The organism is Acetobacterium sp. MES1 (assembly GCF_002237635.1).
GTDB lineage: Bacteria > Bacillota > Clostridia > Eubacteriales > Eubacteriaceae > Acetobacterium > Acetobacterium wieringae.
In genome coordinates this window covers 21168-45364 of sequence record NZ_MJUY01000061.1, presented here as the reverse complement: position 1 = coordinate 45364, position 24197 = coordinate 21168, and the positions used below count along the sequence as shown (strand labels likewise).

The following is a 24197-nucleotide window of genomic DNA, read 5'->3' as shown; positions in this document are numbered from 1 at the left end:
ACCAACATATTCCTCAACACTGACGTAGTTGTCACGTCATGGAATACTCGGCCTAAGCCTTTGACCATGCCCTCAGCGGTCCATTTGAAGGATTGCGTTCTGCAAGGCTCTCAGCTTACCTCGCTCTCTGTAAGGGCATTTTCCAACGTTATCTCCGCATCAACGGTTTATATTAATTTAATTAGATATATTCTAAATGAAAAATTAAGAAAAGTCAATCAGTAAATTCTAATCTTGACAATTATTCGGAAATGAAGTACAATCAATTTGTAAAGAAATTGTAACGAAACGGAGTTTCAATCTGTCGATTGAAATGGATAGGGAGGTTTTATGATAGAAAAAGCGAATAAAAGCCCGCATAAAAGAAAAAAGTCGATCTTAAAAATCGGGATGGCCAGCGTGATCATCACCTGTGTGGTGGGAACGGCCAGTTCCTTTGTTTTTGCCAAGGAGATCAAGGTAACCGTTGATGACCAGGAACGCGTGCTCAGCGGCGGGATGTTCCAGAATGTTGGTGAAGTGCTGGAGGATAACGGCATTGAACTGGGGGATCAATATACCGTCAATGTGGATACCAACTCGGTGCTGTTTACTGTTGATACTGTCGAAGTGAAGAGTAAAGCCAGTGGTGAATTGTCGTTCGATGGGAAAACCATTATTTATCAGTCTGAAGCAAAAACTGTCGGTGATTTATTGGGAGAGTATCATATAGAACTGGGCGACCTGGATCGGGTGGTCCCGGGACAATCAACCGCATTGGAAGATGTAAAAGAGGTCAAGGTTATCCGGGTTCAGATAGACGAACTGCCAAGCCGACAGGTGATTACCTATACAACCCAGAACAAAGATAATCCAGAGATGGAAGTAGGTAAAACAAAGGTGGTTCAGGCTGGTGTTGATGGTGAATCGAGCCAGGTTGAGCGGGTTCTATACGAGAATGGGGTGGAAGTCAAACGGGAAGTGATTTACGATGAGATTGTCACAGCCCCAATTCCCGAAATTGTCGAAGTAGGAACAAAGGCAGCTGCGGCGACTCCCGCTCCGGTGGTGGAAACGCCAGCAGTGGCAGAAGCACCAGCAGCAGTGGAAACACCGGTGACGGAACCGCCTGTGACTCAGACACCAGTGGTTCAGCCGCCAGCGGCGACACCGTCAACTGCCACGAATACCATTCCTGAAGGGGCGGTAAAAATGACGATCCAGTGTACGGCTTATACAGCAACCGGAAATGCCACGGCATCAGGGGTGATGCCAACAGCCAATCACACCGTAGCAGCCTGGAGTGGTCTGCCTTTTGGAACCAAGATCTATATCCCAGCCATGGGCACTACCTATACAGTGGAAGACCGGGGTGGGGCAGTTACCGAAGGAATTGTTGATATTTATATGGATTCCTATGATGCCTGTATTCAGTTTGGTCGTCAGAATCTGGAAGCCTATATCGTTTTTTAAATAAAAAAGGATGTGCCGTGGCACATCCCTTTTTTGTTTCATCATTTTGGGGAATTAAAAAAGCAGAAGCCGATCACACGGTTTCTGCTTTATTTTTTTAGATGTCTGAGAACCTGGGCACGGTAGTCAAAGGGATTTGCGATATCCCGGGTGTAGGGAATCGAAGCGATGTTGAGCGTCACTTCAGGTTCAATGCTTTCATAATCCAAAATCAGGGTATTAAAAGCATCGGTGATTTCCTGATTGATCAGCAATTGATTTTTGACCGATGTGTTTTCCATCAGAATGCTGAAAACACTGCCATCAAGGATATAAATCAGGTGCGTGCTGTAGCAATGGGTTTTGATGATCTTTAAGGTTTTATAGAGAATTTCATCCCAAAGTCTTGGGCCATTCATGGTTTTGAGTTCATCCAGATGGCGAATCGTGATCATTTCCAGAGTCAGGATGGTTTCGCCCCGGGAAGCCCGTTCCATGGCATATTTCAGATCCTTGTAATAAGCTTTTTCAATGGTCAGTCCGGGACTTTCTTCCAGATTATCATAGGAAGCAAGCTGCTGTTCGAGATTTTTTTTAAAACGGAACAATTCTCGTATCTTTCGGATTAACAAGGCACTGCTCAATAATACCATCGGGATTACAAGCAGCCAACCAACCTGATAGAATTCAAAAGGAATCTCCAGGTAGAAAACAGAAATTAGTGACAATACCACATAACTACAAAGGAGTAGAATCATAAAAAAGATACTAGCCCCATACGGCATGGCAATGGTAAAGATCAGACAAGTGAACAAAATAAATACGACACAATAATCAATGAAAGTAAACTCGGAAGCGGTGAAAATCAGAAAAGTACCAAAAACCATTAATCCCATAAAGAAAAAAACAAGCGGCGGAACCATGTCGGTTAGGCTGGGCTTTTTGAGGGTGGATTGGTTTACTTTTTTTTCAGGTTTAATCTTTTTTTCTTTGCTCGTTTTCGCTTGAGTCGTTTCAGTTTTCTTGGGAAGGGGTGGTGGTTTTTTATGAGCTGGCGTTTCGGTTGCTAAAACGGGTTGTTCTGGAGCGATTGGTTGGGTAAATTCCGGTTCGGGCGTCTGGGTAGGCATTTGGGCATCCAAAACAGATCCAGCAGGAGGTGATGCATGCTCAGTTTCCGAAAATCTGGCATTGAGAATGGCATCGACAGTATTTGGCTGCGGTAGCTCGGTTGTGGTTGGCTCCACGGATGCCTTGGGGATCGCAGTTGTCCGTTCCGATTCGAAAGCGTATGGTGTGGTGCGACCCAGTATTTTTGACAGGGTGGGCAGTTCGTCATCATCCTCGATTTCCCCAATGGGTGTCGAAAAGCCACCCGTTGGTTTAGGGGGGGGGGATGGATTCGTAAGGTGTTCACCATCAAAGGCCAGTCTGTTGGTACGTGTTTCAAAAGGACGGGAATTGAGTACGGCCTGATCGAGAGCGTCATCATCTGAAATATCCACCCCGGAAAGAAAATGTTCTCCGGGGTGGTAGGGATTCTGGATGGATGCTTCAAAAACATCGGAGCTGACTTCACGGGAAATGAAACCGTCATCAGTCAGCGAAGCAAGCTTCGCATCAATTCGTATTTCACATTCCTGAATGGTGGCATCCAGAAGCTGTTTCTTTTCGAGAATAATATCCAATTTGTTGGGTTGGATTTTGTCATTATTCATAAGTATCCATCGCTTTCGCTAATAATTTCAATGCAATATTTTTTGGTTATTGACTTTATCACCATAATCGTGGATGATAAAGGAGCTTTTAGAGGAGGGCGAATCATTACAATAAATTTGAAATAGTCCTCTACAACTACACATTATAGCAAAGATTTTACTTACATTAAAGGGAAAATCGAAAAAAGCCAGTAAATACAAAAAAATATTTTTTATCAACAGTGATTGACCAGTTTAATTCTCAAGCTGAAAGTTGAAAGCCGCTATTTATTGGGATTTTGATCAGGGGATGAGTTGTTTCAACTTTTAGCTGTGTATATGTGGATAAGTTTCAAAAAAACAATCAACAAACGGATTGTAAAATGATGGGTCAAAAAATCCCGCAATTTAGGGAGTTACAGGGAAAAGGTGGGAAAATTTCAAAAGTTATCCACAAACAGTGGATATAATTGGCGGAATTGTGGATAAACTTGTTGATTACCCCGCCAAATACTGAAATGACGACGATTAGGAGGAGTTAATTGTGGATAACTTTTTAAAAAAAGGGGAACGAATCGAAGACTTAGGATTAAATAATTTGAAAATAATCCAAAATCCTGAATTTTTTTGTTTTGGAATGGATGCGGTTTTATTATCCTGGTTCGTTTCGCGTCGGATAAAAGGATCTCCACATATCATCGATCTGGGATCTGGTACGGGGATTATTCCTTTGTTGCTTTATGGCAAAACCAGAGCGGCTTCGATAACCGGTCTGGAAATACAAGAACCGCTGGTAGAAATGGCCAGGCGGAGTATGGCACTTAATGATTTATCAGAGCAGATCCAGATTATCCAAGGCGATATTAAAGCGCCAGATGATAAGATACTACCAAACACTTATGATGTCGTGGTGAGTAATCCGCCTTATATGCGGGCCAAGGATGGTCTCAAGAACAATTGCGAAACAAAAACAATTTCCCGACATGAAATTCTATGCAGCATCGAAGATATTCTCATTTTCAGTAAACGCATGTTAAAAGATCGGGGGCGTCTGTTTCTAGTTCACCGGCCGGAACGGTTAGGCGACATTATTTCATTGATGCGACTCTATAAAATCGAGGTCAAGCAGCTGCAATTTGTATATCCTTCAATAAAAAAAGAGGCGAATCTGGTTTTGATTGAGGGGCGAAAAAGTGGGAAGCCAGGGTTAAAAACCGATGCCCCCCTGATTGTTTATCAGCAAGATGGTGCATATACCCAGGAAATTTATGATATATATGGGATGAAAAAGCCGGAATAGTCAAACGATTTAATTTCGGTAGCGGTGGGAATAGACCAGTGCTCATGACTTTTGACATCCAGAAAAAAAGCGGGAGGAATCGATGGCATTTACATATTTTTTTAGAGATTTACATACCCTGGAGCTGATCTGCAACCATGCCATCCCGGAACTTTGGTCGAAGCCGACGATTAAGATCTGGGATGCCGGTTGTGCTATGGGGCCAGAGCCTTACACCCTGGCGATGTTGCTGCGGGAGCGGTTGGATCAGGGTGGTTTTGAAAGAGTGAAAATCCAAGCAACCGATATTGATGGCAGCGACCTGTTTGATCAGATTATTTGTCAGGCTGAGTATCCCCGGGAGCAGGTGCAGCGGATCCCCGCTGAAATTTTTGAAAAATACTTTATCAAGGTCGAAAACCGGGATTTTTATCGGCTCAACGATGAGATTCGGGGGGCGGTAAGTTTTCAGAAGCATAACCTGTTGACCCTGAGAAGCATTGGCAATGATTTTGGCCTGATCGTATGCAAAAATGTTCTGCTGCACTTTAATGAACAGGAACGCATTGATGTGCTACGGATGTTTCATGATTCGCTGATGGATGGGGGCTATCTGGCCATGGAGCAAACGCAAAAGTTGCCAGCCGAATTAGCTGATCAGTTTGAAGCGGTGGTCTCAAATGCCCAAATTTATCAGAAACGCTGCCAATAAAAAGGTGTCCAGAATTAAGATCTGGACACCTTCTTTTATGAACGGCCCCGTCGGGCCTTGAGAATACGAATGTCTTCCCCTAAAAAGGGAATGGTTTTAAAATGGCCGCAGATACGGGAGGAAAGTCGTTCGTCATAAAGCTCCTTGATTTTTAGAACCGTCAGATTAGAGGAAATGATCATCTTTTTTTCGGCATTGAGGCGACTGTCAATCACCTCGTAGAGCTGTTTTTGACTGTATTCTGAAGAAAACTCAGCTCCTAAATCATCGATGATCAAAAGATCGCAGAGCAGCAGCGGTTCATAAATTTCGGTAGAGGTCTTCTTCTCCCGGAACAGCTGATCCTGAATGCTGGCCACCAGGTGGGCAGCAGTGACATAGACAATCCCATAACCTTTTTCGGTGAGTTTATTGACGATGCAATTGGACATAAAGGTTTTGCCGACTCCGGGCGGACCGGTAAAAAGCAGCTGGTCTTCGATGTTTTCAAAATTCTGACAATATTTCAGCATATTCTGTTTAATACTAAGAGCGTTGGAACGATGACTGGCTGATCCCGAACCAATCGGCTGTTGGGAATAATAGTCAGGGTTAAAGCTCTCAAAGGTTTCCCGCTGGGCCCGGGTTTTTAAATCATAGCTGGAAAAACTGAGTTCAGCCAGACACTGATTCAGGCAGGCACAGATTCCCTCGGGGAGAATCCCTGAGTCACGACAAAGGGAGCAGTAATACGAGTGGTTAAGCAGGGCGGCTTTTGCTCCGGCCAGAGTTTTTTTTCTGTCTTCAAGCGCACTCATCTGCTGGCGGATAGGAGCGGTTTTATTGACTTCTTTGGCGATGGTGGCTCGGGTCAGGGCAACCCCCAAGCGGTTGATTTCATTATCCAGTTCAGAAAGCTCGGGAATCTGGTTATAAAGAATGGCTTTCTTCTGTCGCTGTTTAAATTGGTAGGCTTGCTGCTTTTCTTGCAGCAGGGCATAGGCTTCATTATAGGTCTTCATTGTTTATCTCCAGTTCCGGCCATAAATCCTCGGCATAGTCAACTTCCATATCCAGGTAAGCCTGTTTTCGGGCATCGCTCATCGGTTCAAGGGACTCTTTATGAGCAAATTTTTGTTTTGGCTTGTCATTTTTGATATCTTCCAGGGTTTTAAAGCCTTGTTCGTGCCAATTCTTCAGAATGCCGTCAATATATTTCATATTGGGTTTGTTGGTGCGGGATAAGGCCTGGACAATGATTTCCATTGAAAAACCATAGTCATTAAACCAGGTATCCATCATCTGCCGCTCAGAAACCATCGGATTTCGCTGGATACCCAGATATTTGAAAATCTGATAATAGGCTGTGCGTTGATGCGCTGAGTTTTTGATATAGGCTTCGGCTTCGATATGATCACGAACCTCAGCCGTATAAAAACTTCTGGCTACGGTTTCCAGATACGAGACGACCTGGGTCGGGGTAAAGGTGCGATCTTTTTTATTGATCATGTTAATGGAATATTCGACAATCAGAATTACCGCTTCCGGAGTAAAATTGTATTCATCCAGCCAGCGCTTAAACAGCAACGTTTCTTTTTTTGTGATCGTCCGGCTTTCGTACATATCCTGGATGGTGGTGTACATCCGTTGAATCCGGTCTTCCATGCTATTGGAAGACTGGATATTTTTAGGTACGGTCGTCTCGGGGATCGCCTCATTTTTATAAAGAATGGTACCGGTGATATTATAAAAACGGACCAGGGCATCCCGGGTGCCGGTGTATTCAATGGCGATGATTTTTTCGGCGGCCCAATAGTCCCAGGCTTTTTTCACATCGGTTTCCAATAGATTCAGATCTTTGGCGATATCTTCGTTGCTGATGGGGGTCAGGCCCTGGTTAAAGCATCGCTTTAAGCCGTAAAGATAGACCTTCACGTAGTCTCCCCGGGCTGTTGGCATATAGTGATTAATAAAAATATTTTCGAGTGGGGTCACACCCAAGTCATCATGGCTGGAAACTAATTCAAAACGATTCATTTGTTACCTCAAGTTATGGATTAATATACTTTCTCGCGACTAAAAATCTTTAGTTTTGATAAATAGTGTGTTAAGCTATTATATCACATTGAAAATAATTTGTGAGGAATTCCTGCTTTCATTAAGCTGGGAAAAGAATTCTTAAAGAGTATAAGAAAAACGGCTTTGTTGATAAAAAAACGGCATAAAATCGATACTTTTCTTGATAAAACTGAAACTTATGATATAATAACCAATTGGATATTGCATATACATTTGCACTGAAAGGAATAAATATGGATGCTTTTATTATAGAAGGAGGTAACCCCCTACAAGGTGAGGTTGCGATCTCCGGGGCGAAAAATGCGGTGCTGGGGATTATTCCGGCGGCAGTACTGTGTGCCTGCTCAAGTAAAATAGATAATGTTCCCGATATTAAAGATGTTAACAAAATGATTGTTATTCTCGAAAAACTGGGAGCTGAAATATATAGAGAAAAAGATACCTTAATCATCAATACCGAAAAACCGATTTCATATGATGTGTCGGACTATGAAGAGGAAACCGGCCAGATGCGGGCTTCCTATTATCTGCTGGGAGCGCTGCTGGGACGATATCGTAAAGCGATTGTGCCCCTGCCCGGCGGTTGCAACATCGGGGATCGCCCCATCGACCAGCATATCAAAGGCTTTCAGGCTCTGGGAGCAACCGTGGTGATTGAACATGGCCAGGTAAAAATGGAAGCACCGGAACTGAGAGGAGCCCATATTTTTCTTGATGTTGTCAGCGTTGGTGCCACCATCAATATTATGTTGGCAGCCGTTCGGGCTGATGGCAAAACAATTATCGAAAATGCCGCCAAAGAACCCCACATCGTTGATGTGGCTAACTTTTTGAATTTGATGGGAGCAAACATCAAGGGTGCGGGAACAGATGTTATTAAGATTGTTGGTGTTGAAGAGATGCACGGCTGCGAGTATTCGGTGATCCCGGATCAGATTACCACGGGTACCTATATGATGGCCGCGGCAGCCACCGAAGGGGATATCTTAATTAAAAATGTCATTCCCAAGCATATGGAGGCGATCACGGCTAAGCTCAGCGAAATGGGGGTCATCGTTCTGGAAGAGGACGACGGAATTCGGGTTATTGGAAAACATCCATTAAAGGCGGTCAATGTCAAGACCATGCCTTATCCGGGGTTTCCTACGGATCTACAACAACCGATGGCAGTTTTAATGACGATTGCCCAGGGAACCAGCACCATCACTGAGAGTATTTTTGAAAGCCGATTTAAATACGTGGACGAATTGCGCCGGATGGGGGCCAATATTTCCATTAATAGTCGAACCGCCAGTATTACCGGGGTCAAGTCCTTATCAGCCACCAAAATCCGAACCACGGATCTGCGGGCCGGGGCGGCCATGGTGATTGCAGGGTTAATTGCTGATGGTGAAACAAAGATCACTGAAATTGTCCATATTGACCGGGGCTACGAAAATCTTCAGGAAAATCTGCGAAATCTCGGGGCAGTAATTCGTCGGGTTTCCGAGAAAGATCCTGCTTGCCTTTAGAGCGTATTGGGGATAGATACGATGACTATCTTAAATCCCGTAAAGTTAGGTTAAGTCAGGTTTAAGCATCATTCGCTAGGATAATCCTAACAATTCAGCTGGTCCTTGGCGCATTTAAATGGAATAATTTTACAAGATATTAAAATGAACAAGGGAGCAAGGATTGAAATTTTGCAGTTTATATAGTGGAAGTTCAGGAAATAGTTTATTTGTCTCAAACAACAGCACCAAAATACTCATTGATGCTGGCCTCAGCGGAAAACGAATCCAGTCTGCCATGGACGCCATTGAAGAAGATCCCCGGGAAATCGGTGGCATCATGGTGACCCATGAACATAGTGATCATATTCATGGGGTTGGGGTTTTGTCCCGGCGTTTTGACCTGCCGATTTATGCCAATGAAAAAACTTGGGCAGCAATGAAAAAGGACTTGGGAAAAATTGCCGAGCATAATGTAAAGATCTTTGATTTTGAAGAGCCTTTTATTATTCAGGATCTTCAAATTGAAGCCTTTAAAACATCTCATGATGCAGCGGATTCAGCCGGTTTTGTCATATCTGACGGCAAAAGCCGGTTGGGAATCGCCACCGACTCAGGGATTATTACGCCAGAAATGCGCAGCGCATTGTGCGGCTGTGATCTGGTCGTGCTGGAGTCCAATCATGATGTTTCAATGCTGGAAGCCGGATCGTATCCTTTCTACCTCAAACAGCGGATAAAAAGTGATTTTGGTCATCTATCCAATGAAACAGCCGGAGATCTGGCCTTGGCACTGGTACTGGAAGGGACCCGGAAACTGGTGCTGGCCCACCTTAGTCAGGAAAATAACTATCCATTGTTGGCCTATGAAACCACTGCCCGGATTCTTACTGGTTCCGGTGTGGTATTGGATGGAGATGTGAAACTTTCGGTGGCAAAGCGAAGCTGTGTGAGTGAGGCAATTAATCTATAAAGAACTTCAACTAAGATTGAGGTGAAACGATGAACGACGATCTGAAAAAAGAAAAAAAACCGAACTCCCTGATCATCGGCATGATCGGAGCCATTATTGGTGGCGTAATTGTTGGGGTACTGCTTCTAGGTGTCAACTTTTTTTTCGACAGTAATAGTGTAATCCAAGGTGCCAAGAACGAAATTATTGTCAATCAGGGTTCGGCGGACACGGTAGTTGAAGCCATTGCCCAAACCGTGCCACCATCAGTGGTGGGGATTGAAACAACCGGAGTGTCTATGACTGTTTATGGACCTCAGGAGGCGAGTGGCGTGGGTTCGGGATTCATCCTAACCAGTGATGGCTATATTGCGACCAACCAGCATGTGGCCTCGGATGATGTATCGGCATTAAAGGTTTCGCTGGCCGATGGGAATACCTATGATGCCAAACTGGTCTGGTCGGATGCGACCCTGGATATGGCCATTATCAAAATTGATGCCAAGGATTTACCGGTATTGGAATTGGGAGATTCGGATAATGTGGTTGTTGGAGAACTGGCAGTAGCGGTTGGAAATCCGATGGGACTTAATTTTGAGCGAACCGTTACGGCAGGAATCATATCCGCTCTTAATCGGAGCATCCCATTGGAAAACGGGCTGGCAGAAGATCTGATTCAAACCGATGCGTCAATCAATTCAGGAAATAGTGGGGGTCCGTTAGTTAACAAAAACGGTGAGGTAATCGGGATTAATACCTATAAACTAACCACTGGGGAAGGGATGGGCTTTGCCATTCCAATCAATATTTTAAAACCGATTCTCAATGAAATTGTCGCAACCGGTAAATTTGATTCCACCGTGATGGGTATTACCGCTTATGATCGGGCGATTGCTGATTATTATCTGACTGACAGTGATGTCAATTTTAACGAAGGGATTTATATTGCTTCGGTACAACAAGGCGGTGGGGCTGCCAATGCAGGTTTGGCTGCCGGCGACATCATTAAAGAGATCAATGGTGTCAAAACCAATACCATGCTGAAAATGAAAGAAATTCTCTATGCAGTTAATGCCGGTGATAAGGTCAGTGTGACCTTTGAACGGAATGGGCAAAGTCAGACAAAAGATGTGGTTGTGACGGCGGGGCAATAAAGAGAAAACTGTTTGCAATGAAAATTTATGAAAATCACATTGACAGTCGATTTTTATGGTGTTATAATCAAAAATATCTTAAGGTAAGCTTAATAGAAGTCAAAGAAGACCGGACTATTAAGATGATACCTGGGATTTAAGACGCTTATCAAAGGTGATAACAGAAGTTTCTGTTATCACCTTTTTTTTCAAACTAAAATAGGCAAATTAATTTATCAAAGGCGATAACAGTCATGAATGTTATCGCCTTTTTTTGAAGGATTTGTCTTTGACTATTGTTTGAATGAGAATAAGACAATGAATTGCCAGTGAACTAAGAACATTAGGCGAATTCCCCAAAAGACTGAAATTATAAATTGCATAAGAAGATGACTAAATGGTTTAAGATTATCATATTTAAATGATTGAATCAAAATAATTAAGAAAAGAGGAAGTTAAGATGATTAATTCTGGTGATGTCGCATTTGTTCTGATCGGTTCAATGCTGGTATTCTTTATGACCCCCGGCCTGGGATTATTTTATGGAGGGATGGTTCGGCGAAAGAACGTCATTAATACATTAATGTCGGTATTGTTTTGTTGTGGACTGGCGACCGTTATGTGGTTTGCCATCGGTTATTCAATCTCATTTGGAGAAGATGTTGGCGGTCTGGGTGTTGTCGGAAATTTGAGCAATGCTTTTTTTAGTGGGGTCAGTGCCACAGAAGCCGGACCTTATGCGGCCAATATACCGGGTGCCCTGTTTGCGATTTTCCAGCTGATGTTTTGTATTATTACACCAGCTATTCTGGTGGGAGCCTTAGAAGGCCGAATGAAATTTTCGGCAATGTTTATTTTTATTGCCTTCTGGTTATTGCTAGTCTATTACCCATTGGCTCATATGGTTTGGGGCTTAGGCGGCTTTATCGCCGGATTGGGAGCGGTCGATTTTGCTGGCGGAAATGTTATTCATATTAGTTCCGGAGTTTCTGGTTTGATTGCCTGTATCATCCTTGGTAAAAGAAAAGGTTATGGTATTTTAGCGTATCATCCGCATAACATTCCAATGGTTTTCACCGGGGGCGCGATTCTTTGGGTTGGTTGGTTCGCCTTCAATGGGGCATCAGCGCTGGCCGCTAATGGATTGGCGGTTCAGGCGATGGGTAATACAATGATCGCATCGGCTGCTGCAATGTTAAGCTGGATGCTGATGGAATCAATTCTTTATAAAAAAGTGACGGTTCTGGGGGCGGTGACTGGTGCTGTTATCGGTTTGGTGGCCATTACTCCGGGTTCAGGATTTGTACCATTTGGTGCGGCACTGGTGATTGGCGCTCTGGTTAGCCCCATCTGCTTATTTTTTATGACCAAGGTCAAACAGAAGTTTGGCTATGATGATTCACTGGATGCCTTTGGTTGCCACGGAATTGGCGGAATCTGGGGTGGTATAGCGACTGGTCTGTTTGCTCAGTCAGCCATAAACCCGATTGCGCAGTGGGACGGTTTGTTTTTCGGGGCAACCGAATTATTTGTGGCACAATTGATGGCCGTAGGAATTTCTGTTATCTATTCAGCTGCGATGACCACAGTCATAATGCTGGTGCTTAAAAAAGTCATGACTATCCGTGTTTCGCCGGAGGCAGAGGCATTGGGTCTGGATATCAGCGAACACAGCGAACAAGGTTACCCGGCTTTCTCGGGAATTGATCAATAGAACGATATTGAAATGTGGTTGAGGAGTCATGCCATCATGGCTTCGCAATCAGTAAAGAAAGGAAAAAACTTATGAAACTGATTGAAGCAATTATCCGTCCGGAAAAGTTGGAACCTTTAAAGGACGCATTTTTAGAAGCAAAGGTCAATGGTATGAACGTCCGTCAGATACTCGGATGCGGGAACCAATTTGGATGGGTAGCCCATAATCGGGGAACCTCGGTCATGATGAATATGCTACCTAAAATCGAAATAAAGATTGTGGTTGCCGATGATAAGGTTGAGGAAACTGTCCAACTGATTATGGATACCGTCCGAACTGGTGAAATTGGTGATGGTAAAATTTTTATCAAACCGGTGGAGGAGTGTATTCGGATCAGAACCGGCGAGCGGGGCGACATCGCACTTTAAAAGTTAGTGATTGAGGACTGAGACGATTATATTTAAATATAATCGTCTTTTTTTTGTGGCGTATTTTAAATAACTGTCAGCTTTGTGATTCTTGAAATTCTAGGATTGACTCCCGGGTTGAGTAATGCTATAATTCGACTTGCTGAGTCGGAAATGGGTCAGCTAAAATTAAATAGTAGCATCAACCTTAAATAATAGCGAAAAGGTTCAGTCGATTGTCAATGAAGAGGATCGACCCAGCGATGAACCGGATCTGAATTGCGATGATCAAAGGCGATAACAGTTTTTTTGTTGTCGTCTTTTTTTGCGTTGAGCGTCTGAATTACTGATTTATCAGATAATTCAATCAACTTATCAAAGGCGATAAGCATAGCGGCCGGCCATACGTGCAGGTTTTAAAGTGGGTTGATCAGATAATCACTGAACCCGATTCAGTGATTGGCATAAATAACGAAAAAAGAGAATTATGGAGGAAATTATGATTAATTCAGGAGATGTAACATTTATTCTGATTTGTACCATGCTGGTTTTTTTTATGACCCCAGGACTGGCACTATTCTATGCCGGGATGGTGCGACGGAAAAATGTGCTTAATACGATCATGTCAGTGGTGTTTTGCTGCGGACTGGCAACGGTGATGTGGTATATGGTGGGATATTCCCTGGCTTTTGGTCCGGATTTTGGCGGGTTTGGTGTGATTGGTGATTTAAGCAATGTGTTTTTCAGGGGCATTAGTGCATCGGCGCCAGGCCCCTATGCGGGTAGTATCCCGGGTCAGCTCTTTGCTATTTTTCAACTGGTATTCTGCATGGTTACGCCGGCGATTGTGGTCGGTTCGCTGTCGGGAAGAATGCGATTTTCGGCTTTGTTTATTTTTGTAACGTTCTGGATGCTGCTGGTTTATTATCCAATGGCTCATATGGTTTGGGGTCAGGGTGGTTTGATTGCCAGCCTCGGTGCGGTTGATTTTGCCGGCGGTTTTGTCATCGAAATAAGTTCGGGGATTTCTGGCCTGGTGGCTTGTATTATTTTGGGATCCCGAAAAGGATATGGCATTAAGTCCTATCATCCCCATAATATTCCGCTGTTTGTCATCGGTGGGGCGATTTTATGGGTTGGCTGGTTTGCCTTTAATGGCGGTTCTGCCCTGGCTGCCAACGGTTTAGCGGTTCACGCAGTGGTGACCACCCTGCTGGCATCGGCAGCAGCGATGCTAACCTGGATGCTGGTTGAAATGGTCGCTTATAAAAAAGTGACGGTCATGGGTGCCATTACCGGTTCGATCGTCGGCTTGGTTTCCATTACGCCCGGAGCTGGTTTTGTACCGACCGAAGCGGCTTTGTTTATCGGCGCTGTGGTGAGTCCAATCTGCTTTTTCTTTTTAACAAAGGTGAAGGTTAAATTCGGCTATGATGATACCCTGGATGCGTTTGGTTGTCATGGTATCAGTGGGATATGGGGGGTTATTGCCACCGGTTTGTTTGCTCAGACGGCCATCAATCCGGTCGCCCAATGGAATGGTTTGTTCTTTGGTGACACCCAGTTATTTGTGGCTCAGCTCATTGCGTTGTTAATTGCAGTGCTTTATTCAGGAACGATGACGGCAGTAATTATGTTAATCCTCAAAAAGGTCATGGCGATCCGGGTCGCTCCCGAAGCCGAAGCCCTGGGTCTGGATATCAGTGAACATAGTGAAGAAGGTTATCCCGCTTTTTCTGGAATTGACCAATAGTGGCTGATCGACTAAAATACCAGAAGACAGTAATTCTAAAACGAAAGGATAAAGAAATGAAACAGATCGAAGCGATTATTCGTCCGGAAAAGCTGGAACCGCTCAAGGATGCTTTTTTGGCAGCAAAGGTCAATGGCATGAATATCCGGCAAGTACTGGGATGTGGTAACCAGTATGGTTGGGTAGCTCATAACCGTGGCACCTCGGTAATGATGAACATGATTCCCAAAATTGAAATAAAAATTGTAGTAGCTGACGACAAGGTTGAAGAAATAATTCAGTTGATTATGAGTGTGGTGCGAACCGGGGAAATTGGCGATGGCAAAATCTTTATTAAGTCAGTCGAGGAATGTATCCGGATTAGAACCGGAGAACGAGGCGATATCGCATTGTAAAAAATGGGGTCTAATCGTTTTAAAAGAGCCCCCTATATTTGCATTCGTAAATATAGGGGGCTCTTTTATGTTTGCTCGTTTACAAAAACAAATGAAAGGATTGACATTTTCATCGATAATACTATAATTAAGGAATAGTTGCAAAATTTCAGAAATGAATATAAAAAAAAGTACAGATAGCGAGGTGAGGGAATGAAAAAAGTAGTGGATGATGAACGTCTGATGGTGAAAATCTGTGAGATGTACTATAACCAGGATATCAATCAAAAGTTGATTGCCAAAGAGTTGGGTCTTTCCCGTCCAACGGTGTCCCGGATTCTTCAGAACGCCAAGGAGCGAGGGATTGTCAAAATTATTATCGATCCTATTTTTGGTAACAACTATGTGGATCTGGAAAAAAAGCTGGAGAGTCGCTATGGCTTGAAAGAAGTTTTCATTGTGGATATGAAACAGGACAGCCGGGATCAGAAGGATGAGTTGGCTAAAGCGACTGCCAATTATCTCGAGCGGTTAATTAAAGATGATACGATTATCGGGGTTTCGATGGGTTCTTCCATTGGCCAGATCTATCGTTTTATCTCAAAGGGAACCTCAAAGCGGGTGACCTTCATTCCCCTCATCGGTGGGATCGGACATCTGGGTATGGAGCTGCACTCCAATACCATTGTCGAAGCTTTGGCAAAGGCTTTTGGCGGCGTTTCTTATTTGCTCCACGCCCCGGCCCGAGTGTCTGGAATCAAGATCAAAGAAGAATTAATGAAGGAGCCGGATATTAAGCGGATCATTAAAATGGGCGATGGCCTGGACGTAGCGGTGGTTGGGATCGGCGTTCCCAATCGTGGATCGGCGATTATGTCTACCGGTTATTATGACGAAAAAGATATGGAAACCATGCGCCAAAAAAATGTGGTAGGTGATGTCTGTATGCAGTTTTTTGATATCAATGGGAGCACAGAAGCCTTTGAGGCTGATAACTGTGTGATTGGGGTTGACATCAAGAAACTTCGGCGGGTTCCTCATTCCATTGGTGTGGCCAGTGGTTCTGAAAAAGCCCGGGCGATTCAGGGTGCCATCAAAGGTGGTTTTATTAATGTCCTGGTTACTGATGTGGAATGCGGAAAAAAATTGCTGGAATTCGATGAATCTTTTGATCAAGAGGATAAGAATAGATTAGGTACTTCAGAAATCGAGAGAGCCGATTGAAAATGATATTGTCAAAAGAGGAAGCCTTAAGAGATGTTAAATTATTTGCTCTGGATATGGATGGAACGTTTTATCTGGGTAACGGTTTAATTGATGGGGCACTGGATTTTATTGAAGCGCTCAGAAGCCATCAAAAAGATTTTATTTTTATCACCAATAATTCATCCCGGGGATCCAGCTTTTATCAGGAAAAACTGAAGAAAATGGGCTGCTTTGTGGAAGCCGACCGGATTATTACCTCCGGGGATGTGACCATAAACTATTTAAAAACCTATTATCCCGGACAATCGGTCTATCTGATGGGCACGCCGCTATTGGAGGAGAGCTTCCGGGAACATGGCATCAACCTGGTCCAGGAGCAGCCAGATGTGGCAGTCGCCAGCTTTGATACCACCCTGACCTACGAAAAGCTCAAAAAAATCTGCACCTTTATTAACAATGGCGCAGTTTTTTTATCCACCCATCTGGATTTGGTCTGTCCCACCGAAACTGGTTTTATCCCCGATTGCGGTGCCATGTGTGCTCTGATCACCAAATCCACCGGGGTGGAACCCAAATACTTAGGCAAGCCTTTTTCCGAAACCATGGAGATGATTTTAGCCATTACCGGGCATAAAAAAGAGGATGTGGCCTTTGTCGGCGATCGTATCTATACCGATGTGGCCACTGGCGTCAATAACGGCGGTAAGGGTTTTCTGGTGCTGACTGGAGAGACAAAAATGGCGGATGTCGCGAATTCAGCAGTGGTTCCGGATTGTGTTTTTGACTCGCTGAAAGAAATGATCAACTATCTATAAGCCTGTTTATTTTAGTCAAAAAGGGGAAGATAATAAGAAGACGAATCGAACATGTTGATGACGGGAACGAATAAATGAATAAACGGAAAGGAATGAAAGATTCATTAACAGGTAAGAAGTATGCATAGCAAAACAGTTACGATTATTAATCCCAGCGGTTTACACGCCCGGCCAGCGGCGGAGTTTTGTCAGAAGGCCGGAGAATTCAGAGCAGATATCCGCATTAAAAAACTGGGCGACGATTCCAAAGAGGGTGATGCCAAATCGCTCTTGAGTATTATGGCTACGGGGATTGGGCAGGGCGATGTGGTTGAAATTTTTGCCACCGGTGAAGATGAAATGCTGGCCGTGGAAACCCTGGTGGCACTCGTCGGCAGTGGTTTTGGTGAAGTGTAATTATTATAAGACGTAAAAAAAACACCGTGAGGTGTTTTTTTTAGTGGGCGGATATTCGATCAGGTATACGCCCCGGGTTATTTTTGTAAATAATCGATTTTAGATCGGCTTGACGCCACTGCAGTTCGTCCAGGTTGATACCGAAGTCCAGTTGACCCTGGGTGGCGATCAGGAGATGTTCCAAATTGCAGTTGCCGGCCCGCTCACCGATGCCGAAGAGGGTGGTATCGGCATATTTGGCGCCGGAGCGGAGTCCCTGGATGGAGTTGGGCACGGCCATGCCCAGGTCGTTGTGCATGTGTACCTCAATGTCGATGTTGTCAGGAATCCGGTTGATCGTGGCCTTGCAGAGACTGGGGGACATGATCCCCACGGTATCTGAAAAACGCAGGGTGGTGGCCCCCAGATGCTGGGCGGTTTCAATCAGTAAAACGACAAAATTCCAGTCGGCCCGGGAGGCGTCCTCCAAACCGATGGTCAGTTCTCTTTTTTCGGAATGGACAGCCGCGGCGCAGGCACTCAGGGTTTTAAGTACCTGGGATCGGGTGGTGCGCAGCTTCTCACGAATCAGCAGATCCGAAGCCGGGACACAAACATGGATAATGTCGGCGCCGCAGCCGATGGACTGGCTGATATCAGAGAGATTCATCCGGTTCCAGCCAATAATCTTCGCCTGCTTACAGGACAGTTTGATTTTTTCAAAGGCCCGGCATTCCTCTCTGCCCATGGCCGGGGTACCGGCTTCAATCCGGGCAACCCCCAGGGTATCCAGAGCTTTGGCGATGGTGATTTTTTCGCGGATCGAAAAGGCCATTCCGGGGCTTTGTTCACCGTCTCTTAAGGTCGTATCAACAATATATCTGTTTGTCATTTTGTACCTCTCTGGCAAGGGTTCGCAGTTCCCGATCGGACAGATTTCGGCCTAATTTAGTGCAGTGGGATTTTAAGTGTTTTAGAATGCTATGGGCGGCTGACTCGGATAATTGCGAATCGTTTAGTTTATACAACAGGCTTTGGCGGCCGGAGTGTTTGCCCAGGACAATTTCTCGCTGGTTACCAACGCTTTGGGGACTAAAGGGTTCATAGGTATTGGGGTTTTTTAATACCCCATCCACATGAATACCGGATTCGACCTTGAAAATATCGGTTCCGATGATCGCCTTCATTTTGCCAACCGGCTGGCCGGACAGTTTTTCATAAAGGTCACGTAGCTCACTTAAAACCGATAAGTCACCGGTAAACAAATCAGGTTGACTTAGTTTTAGCCCCATCAGCACTTCTTCCAGCGGTGGGAAGTTATGATGGTTGGCAAAACCGCAGCTGATACTCTGCCCGCCAGCCAATAGCCATTCCAGAGCGATGGCAGTGGCACAATGGTGGTGATTGCCGGGGCAGAGATCCAGAGTGTCAATACCGCTGTCCAGCAGGGCCTTAAAAACCTCTGAATAATCCCGGGTCATCAGGTCTTCTAATCCGGTGATCCGGATCTTTTGATGGTGACAGGAATGTAATTTGCCAACGGGGATATTTTTTTCCACCAGCTCATTTGGCTCCAGTTTCCAGAGGGCTTTCGGTTCTTTCGTCCCTGGGCTAGCCGAAGCGAGCGATTCGGGAAAAATCCGGGTTAGAAAAAAACGTCGCTGCCCCAACCATTGTTTTAAACCGGCAGCAGTGACCGGAAAATTAAGCCGGTCAACCAGCTCCGGGGTCAATTCGATTTTGGTGACGCCACAGGTAAAAAGCAGGTCACAGAAATGGTTAAGATCCTGGCTGGTCATCCCGGACGTATTAAAGGTTGTCAAGGTTCGATCAATAATAGTAACCATTTGTGTACCCCGCTTTCGTTTGTTTTAATTTAAAATTGATGCTGCCAATGTTAGGGCAGCATCAATTGGTGTAGTATAAAATAAAAGATTAGCCCAGTACCGACAATTGTTATATCATGTTGTGTGCCTCAAGGCGAACAGTTGCGGAGCTATAACATAATAGGGTGGCATTCTTGCATTCGCAACTGTACGAATTGTGCGCATTCAACAGATTAACAAGGGTCTGACCCCTTGGTCATTGGTCGGTACGGTAGTATGGCACTACCCCAAGAGAGCTAAATAACCAGGTCTTCGACCACCTTGCCGCCTTCGATGTGTTCGTCCATAATCCGTTCCACATCGTCGACGGTCACCTTGCCATACCAGACGCCTTCGGGATAAACAACCACGATGGGACCCTTGTCGCAGATGCCGAAGCAGCCGGTGTTGTTTAACATGACGTCACCGGATAATTCCCGCTCGTCGATTTCTTCAAGAAAGGTCTGCAGGATTTTCACTGAATCCTGTTGAAAACAATACCCCTGTTGGGTGCCGTTGATCCGGCAGCTGGTGCAGATAAAAATATGATGTTTAGGACTAACCATTTTTAAATTCCTCCTGATGCGTTTATAAATAGTTTTAAATGATAATAATTGTCAACTTTACCGACGGAAAGTCTGTCTAAAAGTTAACCCAGTACCGACAATTATTACATCATGTTGTTTGCATCGGAGCGAACAGGTTGATAAACCTGTCCGATTCCGCAGCAAACAACAGATTAATAATTGGTCGGTACGATAGAACAATGCTAGAAATTACCGGCCGTGCGCAGTTCGGACTTTAACATTTCCTGGGCGGCGGTTTTAACAGCATCTTCAATCCGGTCGTAGGTTGTGAAGACCTTGATACCCTTGCTTTCTAACCGTTTGGTGGGTAGATCACCGATACGCATGGTGATGGTACCGTCGCAATCATTTAGGGCTTTTAGAATGGTGCCGATCTTATCTTCCTTTTCGTCACATTCTTCTTCGCCGCTGCAATACTTGCCGATCACCCGCTTTTCTTTAAACTGAACTTCGTCGTCAAGGTAGTCATAGATATACAGTTCAGAGGCCTGGCCGAAATGCTGATCCACCAGCATCCCGCCTTTGGAGGTGATCGCAAAGCGCAATCCCTTTGGGGACACTATGGTCTTTGATTCACTTCTGGCTTCATTTTCCCGGAAATCCAGGGAGATGTCGCTGTCCAGCTTGCCGATGGCATCAGCCCGGCATTGTTTGCAGTGATACATTTGTTTTAGATGAACACCGCACTTATCACGAATCGCATTGATTTCGCGGTTGGTGGCGATTTTTAAACCTTCAAAGGCGGAGCCTTTCACGGGAATCAGGGGCATCACATTGGAGATAAAACAGCCCATGTCTTTGACCGTTTTGACCACTTCTTCGATGTGGGTATCATTGATTCCCATCAGGGTGACCGTATTGATTTTGACAATCACCCCTTCATCAATCAGGAGCTTGATCCCGGAAAGCTGGTTGGCCAGAAGAATTGAAGCAGCGGCTTCGCCATGGTAGCGGTTTCCCATAAAATCCACATGTTTGTAGATTTTGGCACCGATAGCCGGATCAACCGCATTGACGGTAACGGTAACATGGGATACCCCCAGTTTGGCCAGCTCTTTGGCATAGTAGGGGAGCATTAAGCCGTTGGTGGATACGCAGAAGGTAACATTGGGGTCATGCTCATGGATTAATGTCAGGGCTTTTCGGGTTTGTTCAAAGTTTGCCAGCGCATCTCCGGGGCCGGCTATGCCGACAACGGTGAGGTTGGGCACCTTTTCTTTAACCAGTTTATATTTTTCAAAAGCGGCCTCGGGGGAAAGAATGTCGGTGGTCACGCCGGGACGGCTCTCGTTGGGGCAATCAAATTTGCGGACACAGTAATTACACTGAATATTACATTTAGGGGCAATGGGGAGGTGCATCCGGGCGTTTTTCTGGGAGGCACCACAGCTATAGCAGGGATGGTTGGCGGTTTTTTCCTCAATGGTCTGAGCCTGCGGGGTTAGTGGGTCAGTAGTTTTTTTGTATTCCAGAACTTTCATTTGTGCCTCCGTTTTCGGCTCTAATCCGTATTTGGATTTGGGCCCTTCATTATAATAGGTGTTGTACAGGGTTTCCCGGAATCCTCCTTCCACTGTTTTAAGAATGGTGTTGGTTATCTGATCCAGGAGAACCTGAGAGCCTTCATAGCCCAAGGTCCGAACCCGCTGGCCGCCGATGCGGTCATGGATCGGAAAGGCACAGCGGATCAAGGGAATCCCATGTTTCTCTTCAATCCGGCGGCCATCGGAATTCCCCAGCATCAGGTTGGCACCGAGTCTCAGGGCTTCTGCTTCAATGGTTTCGAAGTCCACATCATTTAAGATCACGTAGTTGTCAACAAAAAGCACATCGGCCAGTTTGGAAAGCTCAGCTTTAATCTTTTCTTTGAGCTGGGGACAAGCAGAACCAGTGGCGGCAATCACGGGCATTACGCCATTTTCACAACAGAGGCGGACTGCCGAAACGACAAAATCGGGTTCGCCGAAGATGGCGATGCGACCCAGGGCATTGTATTTATGGGAGTCGACCATGCCATCAAGATAACGCCCGCGTTCTTTAACGATTTTCTCCGGAATGGCTTTTTTTGACAGTTCGGATAGAAGCTCCATTAAGGCATCAGTATCCCGGAGTCCCATTGGTAGGTTCAGCCGTTTGTAGGGGACACCATAGTTTTCGTAGAGGTAAACCCCCGGGGATTCGTCAGGTTTGATGGTATCAGACAGTTCGATGGTAGCCCGGGCTCCTGCCATTTTCTGGATTTCTGAAATCGGGGTACCATGCATCGGTAGCCGATAATAAGAACTCTGGTGGACACCATCGAGATTTTCGGAAAGATCCGGCAGCAGGATATAGGAAAGCCCAAACTGATCCAACACATCTTTTAAATAACGGGTATCTGCCGGGGAAATCATCGAACTGATGATATTGATCTTATTGTGTTTGGCAGTGTCCATCTCGACATGGGAGACAATCGCCCGGAGTGCCCGGGTAAAGCCTTCAAATTGGGTACCGCCGTAACCCGCTGATTTGACCGGAATGATTTTTACCGTCTCATCAGGATGAGCAGCATAAAAATTCTTGATGATGTATTCAATGTCTTCGCCGATGGTTTCGGCCAGACAGGTGGTGGAAACGCCGATGACTTCGGGTTGATATAATTTGATCAGATTTTCCAGGCCGATGATCAGATTTTTCTCGCCACCGTAGACGGTCCCTTCTTCAGTCAGGGAAGAGGAAGCGATGTCGACTGGCTCGTTGTAATGGGTGGCCATATGACGGCGGATATAGGTGCTGCAGCCCTGGGATCCATGGAGGATATTCATACATTTCTGAATGCCATAAAAAGCATTGGCGGTTCCCATCGGCATGCACATTTTACAGGGATTAATATTTAGGTTGACTAAATTTTTAGACATTGTTGATACCTCCTATGATTTCCCAGACCGGACTGTTCATCGACAGGTTGATTTCTGAGGCGAAGTTCAAGGTGCCTTCGTAGCCCGCCAGAGGATGCTTCCGTTCATGGTTGTGGTCACAGAAGGCGACCCCCAGTTTATAGGCCAGCGGCCGTTCCTTGACGCCGCCGACTAATATATCGGCTCCCATTTCCTTCATAAAGGCTTCCAGTTCGGCCGGATTGGCATCGTCTAAAATGACGGCATCCTCGTCGACCAAATGCGAGATAACTTCGTAATCATCCTTGCTCCCGGTTTGGGTGCCGACCATTACGGTGTTCATGCCAAATTCGTGAAACTGGCGGATCAGGGAGATTGCTTTAAAGCCGCCACCGACATAGATAGCGGCTTTTTTTCCTTCAAGATTTTTGCGATATTTATTTAAAAGAGGAATGACTCTATTTTTTTCTTCTTCAATAAAGGCTTTAGCGCGCTTGATCACGTCTTTATCACCGACCGCATAGGCAATCCGCATCAGTGAATCGGAGGTATCGGTGACGCCGAAAAAGCTGACTTTAATAAAAGGAATTGAAAAGGCTTCTTCCATCTGTTTGGCCAGATAGGTCATTGAACCGGCACATTGAACCAGATTGAGTTGGGCTGTAGGGGCTTGTTTTAAATCCTCGACTTTGGCGTCGCCGGTAATATTGGCAACGACTTCCACGCCGATCCGTCTTAAATAATTTTTGATGATCCACATTTCCCCGGCCAGGTTAAAGTCGCCGAGTATGTTGACACCACATGTTTTTTCGGGTAAAACGTCTGGGGTAACCAAGCTCATGATGGCATTACAGGCCATTTTATAGCCGGTTTTCTTGGTTCCGGAGAATCCTGGGGATTTAACAGCGATGACCCGGATGCCGTACTTTGCTTCGGCGTTGCGACAGACGGCGTCGATATCGTCACCGATGACGCCGACAATACAGGTGGCGTAAATAAAAATGACTTTTGGGGCATGACTGGCCATGATTTCATCAATGGCGGCCACCAATTTCTTTTCGCCGCCGAAAATGACGTCTGTTTCCCGCAGATCAGTGGAATACGAGTTGCGATAGCCTTCTTCGCCGCTGGATAGACTGCCGCGGATATCCCAGGTGTAGCTGGCACATCCAATCGGGCCATGAACAAGATGGAAGGCGTCAGTGATGGGGTTTAAAACGACCCGGGCGCCACAGTAAACACAGGCCCGTTGACTGACGGCCCCAGAGACACTGGCGGACTCACACTTGATGCCGTCGCCGCTGCATTCCGAAAAACGGATCGACTGGGCTCTTTCTGGTAAAATTGCCGCATCATTTTTCATTGTACAGCCTCCTTTCAAATAAGGGGAAGAAAATCCCCCCTGGTGTTTGTTTCTAAGAATCGTCCTGGAGACAATCACCAAATCGTTGTCTGCTACAAGATCGGACAGGCGCGCCTGTTCGCCTTGAT

Annotated in this window: 21 protein-coding genes; 13 read left to right on the top strand and 8 right to left on the bottom strand. The window is 45.3% G+C overall.

Annotation, left to right across the window (positions count from 1 at the left end; translation table 11 throughout):
• Window positions 1-330 precede the first annotated feature (330 nt).
• Window positions 331-1452 (top strand): resuscitation-promoting factor, encoded by a 1122-nt coding sequence (locus BI182_RS16930; protein WP_286809678.1) that lies wholly within the window; start codon window positions 331-333, stop codon window positions 1450-1452.
• Between the two features lie 89 nt (window positions 1453-1541).
• Here the strand turns inward: BI182_RS16930 and BI182_RS16925 are convergent, their stop codons facing one another.
• A complete protein-coding gene (locus BI182_RS16925; RefSeq protein ID WP_286809675.1) occupies window positions 1542-3149 on the bottom strand; it encodes a GGDEF domain-containing protein in 1608 nt (535 codons plus the stop codon).
• A gap of 523 nt (window positions 3150-3672) precedes the next feature.
• On the opposite strand from BI182_RS16925, the gene BI182_RS16920 reads away from it, so the two are divergent.
• Together BI182_RS16920 and BI182_RS16915 are read left to right on the top strand one after the other, a co-directional pair.
• A complete protein-coding gene (locus tag BI182_RS16920) occupies window positions 3673-4428 on the top strand; it encodes a tRNA1(Val) (adenine(37)-N6)-methyltransferase (protein ID WP_070370225.1) in 756 nt (251 codons plus the stop codon).
• 82 nt (window positions 4429-4510) lie between these two features.
• Complete coding sequence (locus tag BI182_RS16915; protein ID WP_070370224.1) at window positions 4511-5119, top strand: CheR family methyltransferase; 609 nt, start codon at window positions 4511-4513, stop codon at window positions 5117-5119.
• A 35-nt stretch (window positions 5120-5154) separates the two neighbouring features.
• On the opposite strand, the gene BI182_RS16910 is transcribed toward BI182_RS16915, so the two are convergent.
• Together BI182_RS16910 and BI182_RS16905 are read right to left on the bottom strand one after the other, a co-directional pair.
• Window positions 5155-6120 carry an ATP-binding protein gene (locus BI182_RS16910; protein ID WP_286809667.1) on the bottom strand — a complete coding sequence of 322 codons (966 nt, stop codon included), beginning with the start codon at window positions 6118-6120 and terminating at the stop codon, window positions 5155-5157.
• Window positions 6107-7135 carry a DnaD domain protein gene (locus tag BI182_RS16905; protein WP_286809664.1) on the bottom strand — a complete coding sequence of 343 codons (1029 nt, stop codon included), beginning with the start codon at window positions 7133-7135 and terminating at the stop codon, window positions 6107-6109. The genes BI182_RS16910 and BI182_RS16905 overlap by 14 nt, the downstream gene beginning before the upstream one ends.
• 275 nt (window positions 7136-7410) lie before the next feature.
• On the opposite strand from BI182_RS16905, the gene murA reads away from it, so the two are divergent.
• From murA to BI182_RS16855, 10 genes are all read left to right on the top strand, one after another.
• Window positions 7411-8688 (top strand): UDP-N-acetylglucosamine 1-carboxyvinyltransferase, encoded by a 1278-nt coding sequence (gene murA / locus BI182_RS16900; protein WP_148638385.1) that lies wholly within the window; start codon window positions 7411-7413, stop codon window positions 8686-8688.
• Between the two features lie 163 nt (window positions 8689-8851).
• Window positions 8852-9640, top strand: a complete 789-nt coding sequence (locus tag BI182_RS16895) for an MBL fold metallo-hydrolase (protein WP_286809658.1) — start codon at window positions 8852-8854, stop codon at window positions 9638-9640.
• A gap of 29 nt (window positions 9641-9669) precedes the next feature.
• Window positions 9670-10773, top strand: a complete 1104-nt coding sequence (locus tag BI182_RS16890) for a S1C family serine protease (RefSeq protein ID WP_070370219.1) — start codon at window positions 9670-9672, stop codon at window positions 10771-10773.
• A gap of 439 nt (window positions 10774-11212) precedes the next feature.
• Window positions 11213-12466 (top strand): ammonium transporter, encoded by a 1254-nt coding sequence (locus BI182_RS16885; protein WP_228878343.1) that lies wholly within the window; start codon window positions 11213-11215, stop codon window positions 12464-12466.
• A 71-nt stretch (window positions 12467-12537) separates the two neighbouring features.
• Window positions 12538-12876, top strand: coding sequence for a P-II family nitrogen regulator (locus BI182_RS16880; RefSeq protein WP_070370217.1), 339 nt, complete (start codon window positions 12538-12540; stop codon window positions 12874-12876).
• Window positions 12877-13351: 475 nt separating this feature from the next.
• Window positions 13352-14608, top strand: a complete 1257-nt coding sequence (locus tag BI182_RS16875; protein ID WP_502691647.1) for an ammonium transporter — start codon at window positions 13352-13354, stop codon at window positions 14606-14608.
• Between the two features lie 56 nt (window positions 14609-14664).
• Window positions 14665-15003, top strand: a complete 339-nt coding sequence (locus tag BI182_RS16870; RefSeq protein WP_070370216.1) for a P-II family nitrogen regulator — start codon at window positions 14665-14667, stop codon at window positions 15001-15003.
• Between the two features lie 192 nt (window positions 15004-15195).
• Complete coding sequence (locus BI182_RS16865) at window positions 15196-16206, top strand: sugar-binding transcriptional regulator (protein ID WP_286809645.1); 1011 nt, start codon at window positions 15196-15198, stop codon at window positions 16204-16206.
• Between the two features lie 2 nt (window positions 16207-16208).
• A complete protein-coding gene (locus BI182_RS16860) occupies window positions 16209-17003 on the top strand; it encodes an HAD-IIA family hydrolase (RefSeq protein ID WP_286809834.1) in 795 nt (264 codons plus the stop codon).
• A 120-nt stretch (window positions 17004-17123) separates the two neighbouring features.
• Window positions 17124-17399 (top strand): HPr family phosphocarrier protein, encoded by a 276-nt coding sequence (locus BI182_RS16855; RefSeq protein WP_228878349.1) that lies wholly within the window; start codon window positions 17124-17126, stop codon window positions 17397-17399.
• A gap of 40 nt (window positions 17400-17439) precedes the next feature.
• On the opposite strand, the gene BI182_RS16850 is transcribed toward BI182_RS16855, so the two are convergent.
• The 5 genes from BI182_RS16850 to nifE all read right to left on the bottom strand — a co-directional run bounded on the left by BI182_RS16850 (window position 17440) and on the right by nifE (window position 24069).
• Window positions 17440-18270 (bottom strand): hydroxymethylglutaryl-CoA lyase-like TIM-barrel protein, encoded by an 831-nt coding sequence (locus BI182_RS16850; protein ID WP_286809640.1) that lies wholly within the window; start codon window positions 18268-18270, stop codon window positions 17440-17442.
• Complete coding sequence (locus BI182_RS16845) at window positions 18248-19225, bottom strand: homocitrate synthase/isopropylmalate synthase family protein (RefSeq protein WP_286809637.1); 978 nt, start codon at window positions 19223-19225, stop codon at window positions 18248-18250. The genes BI182_RS16850 and BI182_RS16845 overlap by 23 nt, the downstream gene beginning before the upstream one ends.
• Window positions 19226-19500: 275 nt before the next feature.
• Window positions 19501-19809, bottom strand: a complete 309-nt coding sequence (locus BI182_RS16840) for a 2Fe-2S ferredoxin (RefSeq protein ID WP_148638399.1) — start codon at window positions 19807-19809, stop codon at window positions 19501-19503.
• A 203-nt stretch (window positions 19810-20012) separates the two neighbouring features.
• Window positions 20013-22727 carry a nitrogenase cofactor biosynthesis protein NifB gene (nifB, locus tag BI182_RS16835; protein WP_286809630.1) on the bottom strand — a complete coding sequence of 905 codons (2715 nt, stop codon included), beginning with the start codon at window positions 22725-22727 and terminating at the stop codon, window positions 20013-20015.
• Window positions 22720-24069 carry a nitrogenase iron-molybdenum cofactor biosynthesis protein NifE gene (gene nifE, locus BI182_RS16830; RefSeq protein ID WP_070370209.1) on the bottom strand — a complete coding sequence of 450 codons (1350 nt, stop codon included), beginning with the start codon at window positions 24067-24069 and terminating at the stop codon, window positions 22720-22722. The genes nifB and nifE overlap by 8 nt, the downstream gene beginning before the upstream one ends.
• Between the last annotated feature and the right edge of the window lie 128 nt (window positions 24070-24197).

Excerpts from the sequence above, each read along its gene's own strand:
- BI182_RS16845 (WP_286809637.1), bottom strand. The coding sequence starts at position 19,225 with ATGGTTACTATTATTGATCGAACCTTGACAACCTTTAATACGTCCGGG.
- nifE (WP_070370209.1), bottom strand. The coding sequence starts at position 24,069 with ATGAAAAATGATGCGGCAATTTTACCAGAAAGAGCCCAGTCGATCCGT.
- BI182_RS16890 (WP_070370219.1), top strand. The coding sequence starts at position 9,670 with ATGAACGACGATCTGAAAAAAGAAAAAAAACCGAACTCCCTGATCATC.
- BI182_RS16930 (WP_286809678.1), top strand. The coding sequence starts at position 331 with ATGATAGAAAAAGCGAATAAAAGCCCGCATAAAAGAAAAAAGTCGATC.
- BI182_RS16865 (WP_286809645.1), top strand. The coding sequence starts at position 15,196 with ATGAAAAAAGTAGTGGATGATGAACGTCTGATGGTGAAAATCTGTGAG.
- murA (WP_148638385.1), top strand. The coding sequence starts at position 7,411 with ATGGATGCTTTTATTATAGAAGGAGGTAACCCCCTACAAGGTGAGGTT.
- BI182_RS16880 (WP_070370217.1), top strand. The coding sequence starts at position 12,538 with ATGAAACTGATTGAAGCAATTATCCGTCCGGAAAAGTTGGAACCTTTA.
- BI182_RS16850 (WP_286809640.1), bottom strand. The coding sequence starts at position 18,270 with ATGACAAACAGATATATTGTTGATACGACCTTAAGAGACGGTGAACAA.
- BI182_RS16870 (WP_070370216.1), top strand. The coding sequence starts at position 14,665 with ATGAAACAGATCGAAGCGATTATTCGTCCGGAAAAGCTGGAACCGCTC.
- BI182_RS16925 (WP_286809675.1), bottom strand. The coding sequence starts at position 3,149 with ATGAATAATGACAAAATCCAACCCAACAAATTGGATATTATTCTCGAA.
- BI182_RS16885 (WP_228878343.1), top strand. The coding sequence starts at position 11,213 with ATGATTAATTCTGGTGATGTCGCATTTGTTCTGATCGGTTCAATGCTG.
- nifB (WP_286809630.1), bottom strand. The coding sequence starts at position 22,727 with ATGTCTAAAAATTTAGTCAACCTAAATATTAATCCCTGTAAAATGTGC.
- BI182_RS16915 (WP_070370224.1), top strand. The coding sequence starts at position 4,511 with ATGGCATTTACATATTTTTTTAGAGATTTACATACCCTGGAGCTGATC.
- BI182_RS16910 (WP_286809667.1), bottom strand. The coding sequence starts at position 6,120 with ATGAAGACCTATAATGAAGCCTATGCCCTGCTGCAAGAAAAGCAGCAA.
- BI182_RS16860 (WP_286809834.1), top strand. The coding sequence starts at position 16,209 with ATGATATTGTCAAAAGAGGAAGCCTTAAGAGATGTTAAATTATTTGCT.
- BI182_RS16840 (WP_148638399.1), bottom strand. The coding sequence starts at position 19,809 with ATGGTTAGTCCTAAACATCATATTTTTATCTGCACCAGCTGCCGGATC.
- BI182_RS16905 (WP_286809664.1), bottom strand. The coding sequence starts at position 7,135 with ATGAATCGTTTTGAATTAGTTTCCAGCCATGATGACTTGGGTGTGACC.
- BI182_RS16855 (WP_228878349.1), top strand. The coding sequence starts at position 17,124 with ATGCATAGCAAAACAGTTACGATTATTAATCCCAGCGGTTTACACGCC.